The following is a 14124-nucleotide window of genomic DNA, read 5'->3' on the forward strand; positions in this document are numbered from 1 at the left end:
GCCCGTTTTTTCAAATTAATCCAAGGTGATTTCTAGAGCAAGGCCTCTAAGCTCGTGAACCAATACGTTGAAGGATTCCGGAATATTTGGTTTCGGAAGGTTTTCTCCTTTTACTATTGCTTCGTAAGCCTTGGCCCTACCGATCACATCATCGGATTTCACGGTCAGGATTTCTTGAAGTACATGGGAAGCACCAAAGGCCTCCAATGCCCACACTTCCATCTCCCCGAATCTCTGTCCACCAAACTGGGCTTTACCACCCAATGGCTGTTGAGTAATCAACGAGTATGGTCCGATAGATCTGGCGTGCATCTTATCATCCACCAAGTGACCCAGTTTCAACATGTAGGCTACACCCACCGTCACTGGCTGGTCAAACTTCTTGCCCGATAGACCATCATAAAGGTAAGTTCTACCAAATGATGGCAAACCTGCAGCATCAAGTTCTGTAGCCACTTCATCCATGGTAGCACCATCGAAGATTGGGGTCGCATACTTTTTATTAAGCTTCTTACCAGCCCAAGCCAATACAGTTTCAAAGATCTGTCCTATGTTCATCCGAGATGGTACACCAAGTGGGTTCAATACGATATCCATTGGGGTACCGTCTTCCAAGAATGGCATGTCCTCATCTCTTACGATCTTGGCCACGATACCTTTGTTACCGTGACGGCCCGCCATCTTATCACCTACTTTTAGCTTTCTCTTCTTGGCGACATATACTTTAGCCAACTGAACGATTCCCGCTGGAAGCTCATCCCCTACCTCATGAGTGAACTTGTCACGCTTGAAGATCCCGGAGATTTCATTTCTAGTATTGGTATAGTTTTTCACCAATTGCTGAATCAATGAGTTGGTATGCGCATCCTCAGTCCAGTCATCTAGGATGATATCCGAAATCAGGTTAGCTTCCTCAGCCACATTGTAGTTAGACTCATCTCTATAAGGGTTCTTAGCAGGGAATAAGTTTTGCTCAATATTTTTGTGGTTAAACTTCACGCCTTTGCTGATAATCTCATCCCCAAACTTGTGCTTTACACCTTGAGAAGTCTTACCATCAAGAAGCTTCACCAATTTATTGATCATCTTAGCCCTTACACCAAGAAGATCTTTGGAATATTGGTTCTTAAGTTTTTCAACCTCAGCTTTAGACTTAGCTCTTAGATCCTTATCCTTCTTAGGTCTGCTGAACAATTTGGTATCGATTACCACACCGTTCAATGAAGGAGAAGCTTTCAAAGAAGCGTCCTTCACATCCCCAGCCTTGTCACCGAAGATAGCTCTCAGAAGTTTCTCTTCAGGTGTAGGATCAGTTTCACCTTTTGGCGTGATCTTACCGATGATGATATCACCTTCTTTCAGTTCAGCGCCAATTCTGATTATACCATTTTCGTCAAGGTTTTTAACTGCCTCTTCGGAAACATTTGGAATTTCAGATGTCAATTCTTCTTCACCTCTCTTGGTGTCTCTAACTTCCAACTGGAACTCTTCAACGTGGATAGAAGTAAAGATATCTTCTCTTACAACCCTTTCGGAAATTACGATAGCATCCTCAAAGTTGTAACCTTGCCATGGCATGTAAGCCACTTGAAGGTTTTTACCCAAAGCAAGCTCTCCTTGGTTGGTTGAATAACCTTCTACCAACACCTGCCCCTTCACTACCTTTTGGCCCTTAAGCACCAATGGAGTCAAATTGATGGTGGTGTCCTGGTTGGTTCTTCTGAACTTGATCAGGTCATAAGTTTTATATTCGTCACTGAAGTTGACCATAAGCTCATCTTCAGTTAATTCATATTTAATGGTAATTCTCTTGGCATCCACATAGTCTACCACACCATCAGCCTCAGCAATGATCAATGATCTCGAGTCAACAGCAGCTTTTGCTTCAAGCCCTGTACCCACAATCGGAGACTCTGCTTTCAACAACGGCACTGCTTGACGCTGCATGTTTGATCCCATCAAAGCACGGTTGGCGTCATCATGTTCCAAGAATGGAATCAATGAAGCCGCAACCGATACAATCTGGTTAGGAGCAACGTCCATGTAGCTGATTTCATTTGGTTCCAACACTGGGAAGTCACCTTCAAATCTAGCTTTTACTCTCTCATTGATAAAGTTACCTGCATCATCAAGAGGTGCATTTGCCTGGGCGATGTTGTTATCATCTTCCTCTTCAGCGGTCAAGAACACAATGTCTTCAACATTCATGGAAACTTTACCTTCCTTCACTTTCCTATATGGAGTCTCCAAGAAGCCCATAGAGTTCACTTTAGCGTGAACGCAAAGGGAAGAAATCAAACCAATGTTTGGACCTTCTGGTGTTTCAATCGTACAAAGACGGCCGTAGTGAGTATAATGTACATCACGAACCTCGAAACCTGCTCTTTCTCTTGAAAGACCACCTGGACCCAAAGCTGACAACCTTCTTTTATGGGTCAACTCGGCTAGCGGGTTGGTCTGATCCATAAATTGAGAAAGCTGGTTGGTACCAAAGAATGAGTTGATAACAGAAGAAAGAGTTCTAGCATTGATCAAATCAACAGGCTTGAAATCTTCGTTATCTCTTACGTTCATTCTTTCACGGATAGTTCTGGCCATTCTGGCAAGACCTACACCGAACTGGCTATACAATTGCTCGCCTACAGTTCTAACCCTTCTATTACTCAAGTGGTCAATATCATCGACTACCGCTTTAGAGTTGATTAGACCGATTAGATACTTCACAATGTTGATGATATCTTCGGTGGTCAACACGATCTTGTCTGAAGCGATGTCCAAACCAAGTTTCTTGTTAATTCTATATCGTCCTACTTCTCCCAAGTCATATCGCTTGTCAGAGAAGAAAAGACCATGAATAACCTCACGGGCAGTAGCTTCATCAGGTGCTTCAGTATTTCTTAACTGTCTATAGATAACTTCCACCGCCTCTTTCTCAGAATTGGAATTATCTTTCTGTAGGGTGTTGTAGATGATGGAGTAATCGGCTACGTTTACATCTTCTCTGTGAAGGATGATGCTTTTGGAGCCGGATTCCAAAATCAACTCGATATCCTCGTCAGTAAGGATGGAGTCTCTTTCCAACAATACTTCGTTTCTGTCAATAGAAACTACCTCACCAGTATCCTCATCCACGAAATCCTCTACCCAAGTTCTCAAAACACGGGCAGCTAGCTTTCTACCACTTACTTTCTTCAAAGCAGCTTTGGTGGAAGGAACTTCTTCAGAAAGTCCAAACAGATCCAAGATTTGCTTATCAGAGCCGTATCCGATTGCTCTCAACAAAGTCGTAACAGGGAATTTTTTCTTACGGTCAATATAAGCATACATCACGTTATTGATGTCGGTAGCAAATTCGATCCAAGAACCTTTAAAAGGAATAATTCTTGCAGAATATAGTTTTGTACCGTTGGTATGTTTACTTTGAGCGAAGAATACGCCTGGAGACCTGTGCAATTGAGATACAATTACACGCTCGGCACCGTTGATTACAAAGGAGCCTTTTTCGGTCATGTAAGGAAGGTTTCCTAAGAATACTTCCTGTTCGATGGTTTCAAAATCCTCGTTGTCCTCATCAGAGCACAATAGACGAAGTTTTGCTTTCAACGGAACAGAATAGGTAAGCCCTCGGTCAATACTTTCGGAAACGTTGTATTTTGGAGGATCTACGGCGTAGTCAATGAATTCAAGGGTGAAGTTTTCTCTGGAATCACTGATAGGGAAATTCTCAGAAAACACCTTGAAAAGACCATCCTGTCTTCTTTTTTCAGCTGGGGTATCTAGCTGAAAGAAATCTTTGAAAGATTGAAGCTGGATATCTAGGAAATCCGGATAGTCTTTGACTACCTTAATAGATGAGAAACTTTTCCTTTCGGGTTGATTCTGGATAGCCAAGGCAGTATATGTTTATAGTGATAATTTATAACCAAATGCGACAATTATCGCTTAGAATAGTGCAATTTTCAAACTGCGCACAAACAGGAAAAGACCTGACTATACAGTCAGGTCTAATTTTTTTAACCTTTACCCTCTGGGTGAAAGGTTAAGGAGATTATTTAAGCTCAACTTCAGCTCCAGCTTCTTCAAGTTGCTTTTTAAGAGCTTCCGCTTCGTCTTTAGCGATACCTTCTTTAACCGCCTTAGGAGCGCTATCAACTACTTCTTTAGCCTCTTTAAGACCAAGACCAGTCAATTCTTTTACAAGCTTAACTACAGCAAGTTTCTGTCCACCAGCAGCTTTCAAAATAACGTCAAAAGAAGTTTTTTCTTCTTCTCCAGCACCTTCACCAGCTCCACCACCGGCTACCATCATTGGAGCAGCAGCAGCAGGTTCGATACCATACTCGTCTTTCAAAATAGTGGCTAACTCACTAACTTCTTTAACAGTCAAGTTAACTAACTGCTCAGCGAATGCTTTAAGATCTGCCATTGTATTATTATTTTAATTGATTGTTTTTAAACTAATTGATTTGATGATATTTTAAGATTCTCTTTCAGAAAGAGTTTTAACAAGTCCTGCAAGTTTATCCTGGCCACTCTTGAGCGCAGAGATAACGTTTTTGGCAGGAGATTGAAGCAATCCAATGATTTCTCCCAGTAGCTCCTCCTTAGATTTAAGGGTTGACAACATTTCAAGGTTTTTCTCACCTATGAAAAGATCGCTGTCAATGGAAGCACCTTTGAAAACTGGTCTTGTTTCTTTCTTACCTAATTTCTTTCTGAAATCCTTAATGATTTTGGCAGGAAGATTAGAAGTCTCCGGAGAGAAGATAATCCCTGAAAAACCTTTAAGTGTTTGCTCTGAAAAAGCAGCGTAATCAGTGTCAAGGTTTTCTAACGCCTTTTGGATAAGGGTGTTCTTGTAAACCCTGTACTCGACTCCTTTTTCAAAACACATTCTTCTGAAAGCATTTACCTGAGCCACGTTGAAACCGGATGCATCTGTGATATAGAAATGCGGAGTTTCTTTTAATTTCTCGGTAAGACTTTCGATTACTACTTGTTTTTCCTCTCTAGTCATAATTATATACCTTGAATACTCCCTTTATCTATTGCAATACCAGGAGACATTGTGCTAGACAAATGTATACTCTTGAAATATGTACCTTTTGAAGATGCTGGCTTTAACTTAGAAATGGTAGCAATAAGTTCCTTCACGTTGTCCTGAATTTGCTCAGGTCCGAAAGATACCTTGCCCACACTCGCGTGGATGATACCAAATTTATCTACTTTAAAGTCGATCTTACCGGCTTTAACTTCTTTTACCGCTTTCCCTACATCAAGGGTTACAGTACCGGATTTAGGATTAGGCATCAAACCTCTTGGTCCTAATACTCTACCTAACCTACCTACTTTCGCCATTACGTTAGGCATAGTGATGATGACATCTACGTCAGTCCATCCGCCTTCGATTTTGGCAATATAGTCATCCAATCCCACATAGTCCGCTCCAGCTTCCTTTGCTTCTTCTTCCTTTTCAGGAGTACAAAGCACAAGAACTTTAACGTCCTTGCCTGTACCGTGAGGCAACGCCACTACTCCTCTTACCATTTGATCTGCTTTACGTGGATCAACACCCAAACGGATGTCTAGATCTACAGAAGCATCAAACTTGGTAGTAGTGATGTCCTTCACAATTGAAGAAGCGTCAGCCAGGGAGTACTGTTGGCTTGGGTCGTATTTAGAAAGAGCTTCTTTTTGCTTTTTTGTTAACTTAGCCATTGTTTAATATTTATTCCTCCCAAGGAGCTTTTCCTGAAACTGTGATTCCCATACTTCTTGCAGTACCTGCGATCATTTTCATGGCAGATTCTACTTTGAAAGCATTCAAGTCAGGCATTTTCACCTCGGCAATTTCCTTAACTTGATCCCAGGTAACAGATCCTACTTTCTTCCTGTTTGGTTCTGATGAACCAGCTTTGATCTTCGCCGCCTCAATTAGCAAGTTTGCTGCTGGAGGAGTTTTTACTACGAAGTCAAAAGACTTATCCGAATAAATCGTGATAAGAACAGGAACAACTTGACCCATTTTTTCCTGAGTTCTAGCATTGAACTGCTTACAGAACTCCATGATGTTCAAACCCTTTGAACCAAGGGCCGGACCAACTGGAGGAGATGGATTTGCCTGGCCACCTTTCACCTGTAATTTCAGATAACCAGTAATTTCCTTAGCCATTTCCTAGTCTAGTTTTTCTACTTGCATAAAGTTTAATTCGACAGGCGTGTTCCGACCGAAGATCTTGACCATAACATTCAATTTCTTCTTGTCTTCAAACACCTCTTCTATTGTACCCTGGAACCCACTGAAAGGACCATCCATTACTTTTATGGTCTCTCCAACTATATATGGGGTATCCAATTTCTCGGCAAACTCATCCACGTCCTCAACACGACCTAAAATCCTGTTGACTTCTGACTGGCGTAATGGTTCAGGGGTTTTGGAAGCTCCCCCTGTGCTTGACCCTAAGAAACCGATAACTCCCGGAATACTTGTAATCACGTGATTGGCCTCACCATTGGTAATGTCAGCATGGACTAAAACGTAACCCGGGAAATAGTTTCTCTCCCTTACCCGCTTCTTACCATTGCGCATTTCGTAAACTTTCTCAGAGGGGATCAAAACCTCAGGAATAAATTCCTCAAGCTTTTGCCTGGCAATCTCGTTGTCTAAATATGATTTAGCCTTCTTTTCTTGCCCTGCAACCACTCTAAGTACGTACCATTTATGTTCAGCCATCCGTAACTTTAATTCTCAATTAAAATAAATCGTAAAACCATGTCATCAAATTCTCGAAGCTCAGATCAATCACACCGATAACCAGTGCGAAAATCAAAGACGCCACAAGAACCAATACAGCACTATTCTGCAAAGACGAATATGTAGGCCAAGTAACCTTGTTCTTCATCTCGTCTATTGACTCAACTACAAAATTCTTAACATTCATGATTTTATGATTTAGTGGCACGGGCAGAGAGATTCGAACTCCCATCAACGGTTTTGGAGACCGCTATTCTACCATTGAACTATGCCCGTGTATTTGTTGAATTGCTCATTCCAAACGGAACGCAAAACTAGTCAATTTTCCTTAAAGAAACAAATGCGATTCCGATAAATTTCAGAACCGCATTTGAATTTATTTCAATCACTAAGGATTAGTCAAGGATTTCAGTAACCTGTCCAGCACCTACTGTTCTACCACCCTCACGGATAGCGAATCTAAGACCTTTCTCAAGAGCTACTGGGCTCAAAAGATTCACTTCGATAGTAACGTTATCACCTGGCATAACCATTTCAACGTTCTCAGGAAGTTTGATCTCTCCAGTTACGTCAGTTGTTCTCAAGTAGAACTGTGGACGGTATTTGTTGAAGAATGGAGTGTGACGTCCACCTTCTTCTTTTGAAAGTACGTAAACCTCAGCTTTGAAGTGAGCGTGTGGCTTCACAGAACCAGGCTTACAAATGATCATACCTCTCTTGATTTGAGATTTCTCAATACCTCTAAGAAGTAGACCTACGTTGTCACCAGCTTCACCTCTGTCTAGGATCTTACGGAACATCTCAACACCAGTTACGGTAGACTTAAGACCTTCAGCACCCATACCGATGATATCTACTGGATCACCAGAGTTGATTACACCTCTTTCGATTCTACCAGTAGCTACAGTACCACGACCAGTGATCGAGAATACGTCCTCTACAGGCATCAAGAAGTCTTTGTCGATAAGACGCTCAGGAAGAGGAATGTGCTCATCTACAGCGTTCATCAATTCCATGATTTGGTCTACCCACTTCTCGTCGCCATTAAGACCACCAAGAGCAGAACCGGAAATCACAGGGATGTTGTCACCGTCGAAATCATAGAAAGAAAGAAGCTCTCTTACTTCCATTTCAACTAGTTCTAACAATTCAGGATCATCTACCAAGTCAACTTTGTTCAAGAAAACTACTAGAGCTGGTACACCTACCTGACGAGCAAGAAGGATGTGCTCTCTAGTTTGAGGCATTGGTCCGTCAGTGGCAGCAACTACAAGAATTGCACCGTCCATCTGAGCAGCACCAGTTACCATGTTCTTCACGTAATCCGCGTGACCTGGACAGTCAACGTGCGCATAGTGACGCTTCTCTGTCTGGTATTCTACGTGTGAAGTATTGATAGTGATACCTCTTTCTTTTTCTTCTGGAGCGTTGTCGATAGAAGAGAAATCTCTTAATTCAGAAAGACCCTTGTTAGCCAATACGGTCGTAATGGCAGCTGTCAAGGTAGTCTTACCATGATCTACGTGACCAATAGTACCGATATTAACGTGCGGTTTGGAACGGTCAAAGGTTGCTTTTGCCATGCGTGAAAATCCTCTGTTTAGTTAAAGATATGAATTAGTTATTTTTTCTGAATGTCTCTGAGCCAACGACGGGATTTGAACCCGTGACCTCTTCCTTACCAAGGAAGCACTCTACCCCTGAGCTACGTCGGCTGATAACATTAATAGTATGCCTATAAACAAGCATAGAGCGGGAGACGAGGCTCGAACCCGCGACCTGCAGCTTGGAAGGCTGCCGCTCTACCAACTGAGCTACTCCCGCTTGTTAATCTAATATGCTTGCAAAACTACAAAAGTTTTGCGAATAAATTGTGGGGGAAACAGGATTCGAACCTGTGAAGACATAAGTCAACGGATTTACAGTCCGTCCCAGTTGGCCGCTTTGGTATTCCCCCAACTGATCCGCTAAGCCATTTTCAAAACGTTCGTTTGTTTTTGTATGTCTTAACGGATGGCAAAATTATAGGCTTTTGTGAAACTATCAAAATATTGGCTGAAAAAATCTCATATTTTTTTAACCTTCCCGCTTAAGCGTTTCGTCATCAACCAATTAATTTTTCTAGAATATTTGCCCTCACCTTTAATCTCCATAATTCTGCAGGTAAAAACCCTGATACTGCTTCACCATACTATCGGTCTCCTCTTCGTTGAGGCGTTTGAGTTTTTCTTTTACCCCATCTTCGTCATAGAATCCAAACAGGCTCTGAAAAGCTCCCAAGCGGATATAGTTCGCAGGGTTCTCTGCTGCCACTTCATAAAGCTTTTCAATGGCCACGTTCCTCTCTTGCTCCTCAAGCCTAGCAAAGAAATCACCATAATACCCCAAAAAGTAATACAGCGACTCTCCACTAAGCTTGTTGAGATTATCGTGAAACCAGCCCGCATACTGCTTTTCTTCCCTTGCAGAAAAGTAATTGGCCAAAGCCACTACCACCCGGATGTTACGGTGATCCATATATCCTTCTGCTACTTCCTGTCTGTCGTCATTACCTTCATGCCCCAGGTATGCGGCCAAAGCTGCCCCAGCCACATAAAGGGAAGGTTCATCCAATTGGGCTCTGAAGAAGGCTTGATACTTCTCCGGGTTGTTTTGCGCCAGCACCTCGATAGCTGCAGCCCGCACACTGTTCTTCTCATCCTCTTGGGCCATCTGGTACACCAAGTCCTCCACAAATTGGAAGTTTACCTCACTCGAACTCAACCTGTCCAAGGCCAGCTCTCTCAATGAACCAAACTCATCCTCCATTCCAGAACGGAATATCCCACCGAGTTCCTGACGGGTGTAGTGGGTGGTCAAACTGTCCAGCGCCTCATACCTGGCAATCCCTGCCTCTGCATTTTCAAATTGGGCTACCAGCCTATCATATCCCCTAAAAGTCTGCTTTTTGGCCAGCAACTCCATGCCCTCATCAAACAGCACGACATCCGTTAATTCTCCGTTCTCTAGGGCAAAAAACTGCTCTCCTTCTTCCAACACAAACTCCCGCTCATACCGCACCCCATCAATGTAATATTGAACCTTAAAGGGCAACTTATACAACGGGGTTTGCCCCAAAGGCTGCTGTTGCCTTACGGTCAGCAGAATATTCCCTGGCACACTCTCATCTATCCTGACATCCAATTCAGGATGCCCAGAGTCCAAAAACCACTGGTTGAAAAACCAATTGAGGTCTTTACCACTCACCTTCTCAAAAGCCAGTCTCAAATCGTGAACTTCAACACTGCTCAGGGCATGCTTCTCCAAATAATGGTTTAGGGAAGCAAAAAAGGCCTCATCTCCCAAGTACTTTCGTAACATATGCAAGATTCTACCCCCCTTTGCGTAGGAGTGGCTATCAAACATCTCCTCATCATTATCATAGTAAAATCTAATCAGATCTACCTGCTTCCCTTCAGCCTCGGAAAAATACTGCTCCATTTCCCCAACATGTGAAAGGTCTGCCGCATCCTTACCATGCTTGAATTCTTCCCACAGGTATTCGGAATAATTGGCAAAAGCCTCATTCAACGGCAAATTGGACCAAGATTCCGTAGTTACATAATCCCCAAACCACTGGTGAAAAAGTTCGTGGGCAATGATGCCCTCCCATTCGCTATCCAAGGCTTCCCGCTCATCGAGATTAAGTGCTTCCATGAAAATGGAAAGGGTTGTGTTTTCCATAGCTCCAGACACAAAATCCCTTACCACCACCTGATCATACTTCTGCCAAGGATACCTCACGCCCAACAGCTCCGAGAAAAAACCGATCATCTCGGGAGTATTTTCAAAAACCTTGGCCGCACCCTCTTTGTATCCTTTCTCTACAATATAGCGCAGGGGTACATCCTCCCATTGGTCCTCCACTACTTCAAAATCCCCAACAACTACTGCGGCTAAGTATGGTGCATGAGGCATATCCATCTCCCAGTGGTCTGTGCGCGTACCATCTTCATTATCCTGCCTGCCCAGTAACTTTCCGTTACTGAATGTCTGGTATCTTTCGGGCACGGTCAATTTGAAATCATGGGTGGCCCGCTCATTTGGGGCATCGATGGTGGGAAACCACTTGGAATTATGCTCCGTTTCCCCTTGGGTCCAGATCTGCGTGGGCTTCCCCTCCTCCTCACCGGTTGGATTTATAAAATACATCCCCTTATCATCCGTGATGGCTGCGCTGCCGCCGCTACCGCCTTCATACGGCTTGGCAGTGTAACTAATGGACAGGTCCAGGGTGTCGCTTGAGGAGATTTTTCCCGGCAGGTAGATTAAAAGTTTCTTCTGGTCATACTTGAAATTCAGGGGATAATTTTCATCCTCCCTGATGACAGAAACATCGTAAACTTCAAAGTCTTTGGCATCAAGTTCCAGCTCCCTTTGATCATAAAAATATGGCTTGAGTTTTAGCTTGGCTTTCCCAAGAACATGCTTTTTCTCAAAGTCAAAAGACAGGTCCAATGAAGTATGAAGAAGGTCAAAATGCCTTTCCCTAGTAGCCCTATACTCCCTTAGTTCATATTCTTTCTGCCTTAAGACCCCTTTCTGCTGCTGGGTAGTCTCAAACCTTTCCTCCACCTCTGCTGGCACCTCTTCCATTTCTGCCGGTGCCTGGGTTACTTCGGTTTGCGTCTTACACCCCAGCAAAAGGGCCAATAACAAAACACTGGTATTTTTTAAATTCATAAAATCAAACGGGTTTGAAATAACAACGTCCTAAGTTAAGATAATTTTCGGGGATTGGGTTTTTGGCTGAAAGTGAAGCCCATAAAAATTTTGCGCACTCTTTTTGTTATACTATTATTTTAACCAAACACACTACACTTTATGAAAATAGCTGGAATGATTTTACTAATTCTGGGTGTTGTTGGCACCTTGATCTTTGGCATCCAGGCCATTCAGGATTCGGAAAGCTTCTCTTTCCTGGGCATGGATATCGCCGTGAGCACGGCCAACTGGACCCCCGTGATTGTGAGCGTTGTACTATTAGTAATCGGGGGCATCATGATGGGCGCCGGATCCAAAAAGCTGACATAAGCATTACCTCCAAATATGATTTTTTGTTCAAAAGACGACAGCATGTAGTTGTCGTTTTTTTATTGTACTATTTGTTGTACCAAGATTCTAGGTACTAGGCACTAAGTCAAAGACACAGGATAGCGGTGAGCCTCCGCTGCGATTAGGTGGTACGTGGTAGTACTCTTGGTACTCACTATCCCTTCGCCTTCGTGAACGCTTAGTACATCGTACTTAGTACCTAGTACAATATAGTTAGTACAATGCCCACACCTTGTCCTTTCCCACACATTTACTATCTTTAGCCACCAAAATTCCCTAATATGTATTCAGTAACTATAAATAAAGACAAATTCGAGGTAAGCAAGGAAAACGAGGGCTTTCAGGTCAATGAAAGTCTGGTCGAGTGGGACATTACCAAACTCGAGGACCGACGCTACCATATTTTAGCCAAAAACAAGTCCTACAACTTGGAGCTTATCGAGCACAATGCCGAGGAAAAAACCCTCAAGGTCAAACTCAACAACAAAACCGTCACCCTTTCCATAAAGGACCGTTATGACTTGCTTTTGGAAAAATTGGGAATGAACAACACAGCCGGATCAAAAGCTAAAGATATCAAGGCACCCATGCCGGGGCTTATTTTTGATATCAAGGTGAAAATAGGAGATGAGGTAAAGAAGGGCGATCACGTACTTGTGCTGGAAGCCATGAAAATGGAAAACATCATCAAATCCCCAGGCGACGGAGTGGTAAAGGAAATCAAGGTAAGCAAAGGGGCCAGCGTGGAAAAAAACCAGGTTTTGATTCAATTCTAGAATCTCCGGTCATCGGACATCCTACATCGGTCCAAAAAAACCCAATTTCCCATAGTTTTATTACCTTAACAAATTATATTTGTCGAGTTTAAATATTCGATAAAAATCATTTCAACAACAAATACCTTTCTTTAGAAGGCCATCAGAGCATGAAGTATAAAAGAATCCTCCTTAAGCTTAGCGGCGAAGCCCTAATGGGTGACAAAAACTACGGCATAGATCCAAAAAGACTAGAGCAATATGCCCTGGAAATCAAAAAAGTGGTGGACATGGGTGTAGAAGTAGCACTTGTAATCGGAGGAGGCAACATTTTCAGGGGCGTTCAATCCGAGAAAATCGGAATCGACCGTGTGCAGGGTGACTATATGGGCATGCTGGCCACTTTGATCAATGCCATGGCGCTTCAGAGTGCCTTGGAGCAAAACGGCATGTACACCCGACTGATGTCCGGCATCAAAATCGAGAGCGTATGCGAGCCTTTTATCCGCAGAAGAGCCATTCGTCATTTGGAGAAAGGAAGAGTAGTGATTTTTGGTGCAGGTATCGGCAACCCATACTTCACCACGGATTCTACGGCGAGTTTGAGAGCCATTGAAATCGAAGCTGAGGTGGTATTGAAAGGCACCCGAGTGGATGGAGTATATACTGCAGATCCTGAAAAAGACGCCAATGCCACCCGTTACGAAACCATTTCCTTCCAGGAGGTTTATGAAAACAACCTAAACGTAATGGATATGACGGCTTTCACCCTTTGCCAGGAAAATAACCTTCCTATCATCGTCTTCGACATGAACAAAGACGGCAATCTGGAAAACCTGATCAACGGAGAGGACGTTGGTACTTTAATTATGTCAAAATAAGCTTTTAACTATATCATGGAAGAGATTCAATTAGAACTTGATAATGCAAAAGAGCTCATGCAAAAAGCCGTAGACCACACGGCTGCTGAGTTGGTAAAAATAAGGGCCGGAAAAGCTATGCCAAACCTGCTTGACGGGATCATGGTCAGCTATTATGGCGCTCCTACCCCATTGCAGCAGGTGGCCTCAGTCACCACGCCAGATGCCAGAACCCTCACTATCAAGCCATGGGAAAGAAACCTGATCGGTGAAATCGAAAAGGCAATTGTAAACTCCGACCTAGGACTTGCCCCGCAAAACAACGGGGAGATCATCATCTTGACCATCCCGCCTTTGACAGAAGAGAGAAGAAAAGGTTTGGTAAAGCAGGTGAAGCAAGAGTGCGAAAACGGCAAGATCAGCCTCCGTACCGTCAGAAAAGATACCAACGACTCCTTGAGAAAGCTGCAGAAAGATGGAGCTCCTGAAGATGAAGTCAAAAGAGCAGAAGACATGGTTCAGAAATACACCGATAAGTTCAGCGGAAAAATCGACGAGCTTTTCGACAAGAAAGAAGCCGAAATCATGAAAGTATAAAAAAATCCCTTCGGGGATTTTTTTATTGTACTAAGTACACTATACTAGGTACTAAGCAGTCTAG

13 protein-coding genes and 4 tRNA genes are annotated in these 14124 nt (G+C 43.1%); 4 read left to right on the forward strand and 13 right to left on the reverse strand.

Annotated features, from left to right (window positions below):
- Positions 1–15 precede the first annotated feature (15 nt).
- The 13 genes from rpoB to KIH41_RS08965 form a co-directional block, all read right to left on the reverse strand.
- On the reverse strand, positions 16–3891 hold the full coding sequence (rpoB, locus tag KIH41_RS08905; protein WP_214162169.1) for a DNA-directed RNA polymerase subunit beta: 3876 nt from the start codon (positions 3889–3891) through the stop codon (positions 16–18).
- A 157-nt stretch (positions 3892–4048) separates the two neighbouring features.
- A complete protein-coding gene (rplL, locus tag KIH41_RS08910) occupies positions 4049–4426 on the reverse strand; it encodes a 50S ribosomal protein L7/L12 (protein WP_213944881.1) in 378 nt (125 codons plus the stop codon).
- Positions 4427–4477: 51 nt separating this feature from the next.
- Entirely contained in the window at positions 4478–5017 is a 540-nt protein-coding gene (rplJ, locus tag KIH41_RS08915) for a 50S ribosomal protein L10 (RefSeq protein WP_213944880.1), read from the reverse strand.
- Between the two features lie 2 nt (positions 5018–5019).
- Positions 5020–5718 (reverse strand): 50S ribosomal protein L1, encoded by a 699-nt coding sequence (gene rplA, locus KIH41_RS08920; protein WP_213944879.1) that lies wholly within the window; start codon positions 5716–5718, stop codon positions 5020–5022.
- Between the two features lie 10 nt (positions 5719–5728).
- Positions 5729–6172 (reverse strand): 50S ribosomal protein L11, encoded by a 444-nt coding sequence (gene rplK, locus KIH41_RS08925; RefSeq protein ID WP_213944878.1) that lies wholly within the window; start codon positions 6170–6172, stop codon positions 5729–5731.
- Positions 6173–6175: 3 nt separating this feature from the next.
- On the reverse strand, positions 6176–6733 hold the full coding sequence (nusG, locus tag KIH41_RS08930) for a transcription termination/antitermination protein NusG (protein ID WP_213944877.1): 558 nt from the start codon (positions 6731–6733) through the stop codon (positions 6176–6178).
- A 19-nt stretch (positions 6734–6752) separates the two neighbouring features.
- The gene (gene secE, locus KIH41_RS08935) at positions 6753–6941 is read right to left on the reverse strand and encodes a preprotein translocase subunit SecE (RefSeq protein WP_143959993.1); all 189 of its coding nucleotides are present in this window, start codon (positions 6939–6941) and stop codon (positions 6753–6755) included.
- A gap of 15 nt (positions 6942–6956) precedes the next feature.
- A tRNA-Trp gene (locus KIH41_RS08940) sits at positions 6957–7030 on the reverse strand.
- Between the two features lie 119 nt (positions 7031–7149).
- Positions 7150–8337 (reverse strand): elongation factor Tu, encoded by a 1188-nt coding sequence (gene tuf, locus KIH41_RS08945; protein ID WP_213944876.1) that lies wholly within the window; start codon positions 8335–8337, stop codon positions 7150–7152.
- A 60-nt stretch (positions 8338–8397) separates the two neighbouring features.
- Positions 8398–8469: transfer RNA gene (locus KIH41_RS08950), tRNA-Thr, on the reverse strand.
- A gap of 36 nt (positions 8470–8505) precedes the next feature.
- A tRNA-Gly gene (locus KIH41_RS08955) sits at positions 8506–8578 on the reverse strand.
- A 50-nt stretch (positions 8579–8628) separates the two neighbouring features.
- Positions 8629–8711: transfer RNA gene (locus tag KIH41_RS08960), tRNA-Tyr, on the reverse strand.
- A 185-nt stretch (positions 8712–8896) separates the two neighbouring features.
- Positions 8897–11476 (reverse strand): M1 family metallopeptidase, encoded by a 2580-nt coding sequence (locus tag KIH41_RS08965; protein ID WP_214162170.1) that lies wholly within the window; start codon positions 11474–11476, stop codon positions 8897–8899.
- A gap of 156 nt (positions 11477–11632) precedes the next feature.
- On the opposite strand from KIH41_RS08965, the gene KIH41_RS08970 reads away from it, so the two are divergent.
- From KIH41_RS08970 to frr, 4 genes are all read left to right on the forward strand, one after another.
- Entirely contained in the window at positions 11633–11827 is a 195-nt protein-coding gene (locus KIH41_RS08970; protein WP_246535334.1) for a hypothetical protein, read from the forward strand.
- A gap of 302 nt (positions 11828–12129) precedes the next feature.
- Positions 12130–12624 (forward strand): acetyl-CoA carboxylase biotin carboxyl carrier protein subunit, encoded by a 495-nt coding sequence (locus tag KIH41_RS08975; RefSeq protein ID WP_214162171.1) that lies wholly within the window; start codon positions 12130–12132, stop codon positions 12622–12624.
- Between the two features lie 149 nt (positions 12625–12773).
- On the forward strand, positions 12774–13484 hold the full coding sequence (gene pyrH, locus KIH41_RS08980) for a UMP kinase (RefSeq protein WP_213944872.1): 711 nt from the start codon (positions 12774–12776) through the stop codon (positions 13482–13484).
- Between the two features lie 15 nt (positions 13485–13499).
- Positions 13500–14060: a ribosome recycling factor gene (frr, locus tag KIH41_RS08985; RefSeq protein ID WP_213944871.1), complete on the forward strand. Its 561-nt coding sequence runs from the start codon at positions 13500–13502 to the stop codon at positions 14058–14060.
- Positions 14061–14124: the final 64 nt, after the last annotated feature.

The organism is Litoribacter ruber (assembly GCF_018500185.1).
In the GTDB taxonomy this organism is placed as follows: domain Bacteria; phylum Bacteroidota; class Bacteroidia; order Cytophagales; family Cyclobacteriaceae; genus Litoribacter; species Litoribacter ruber.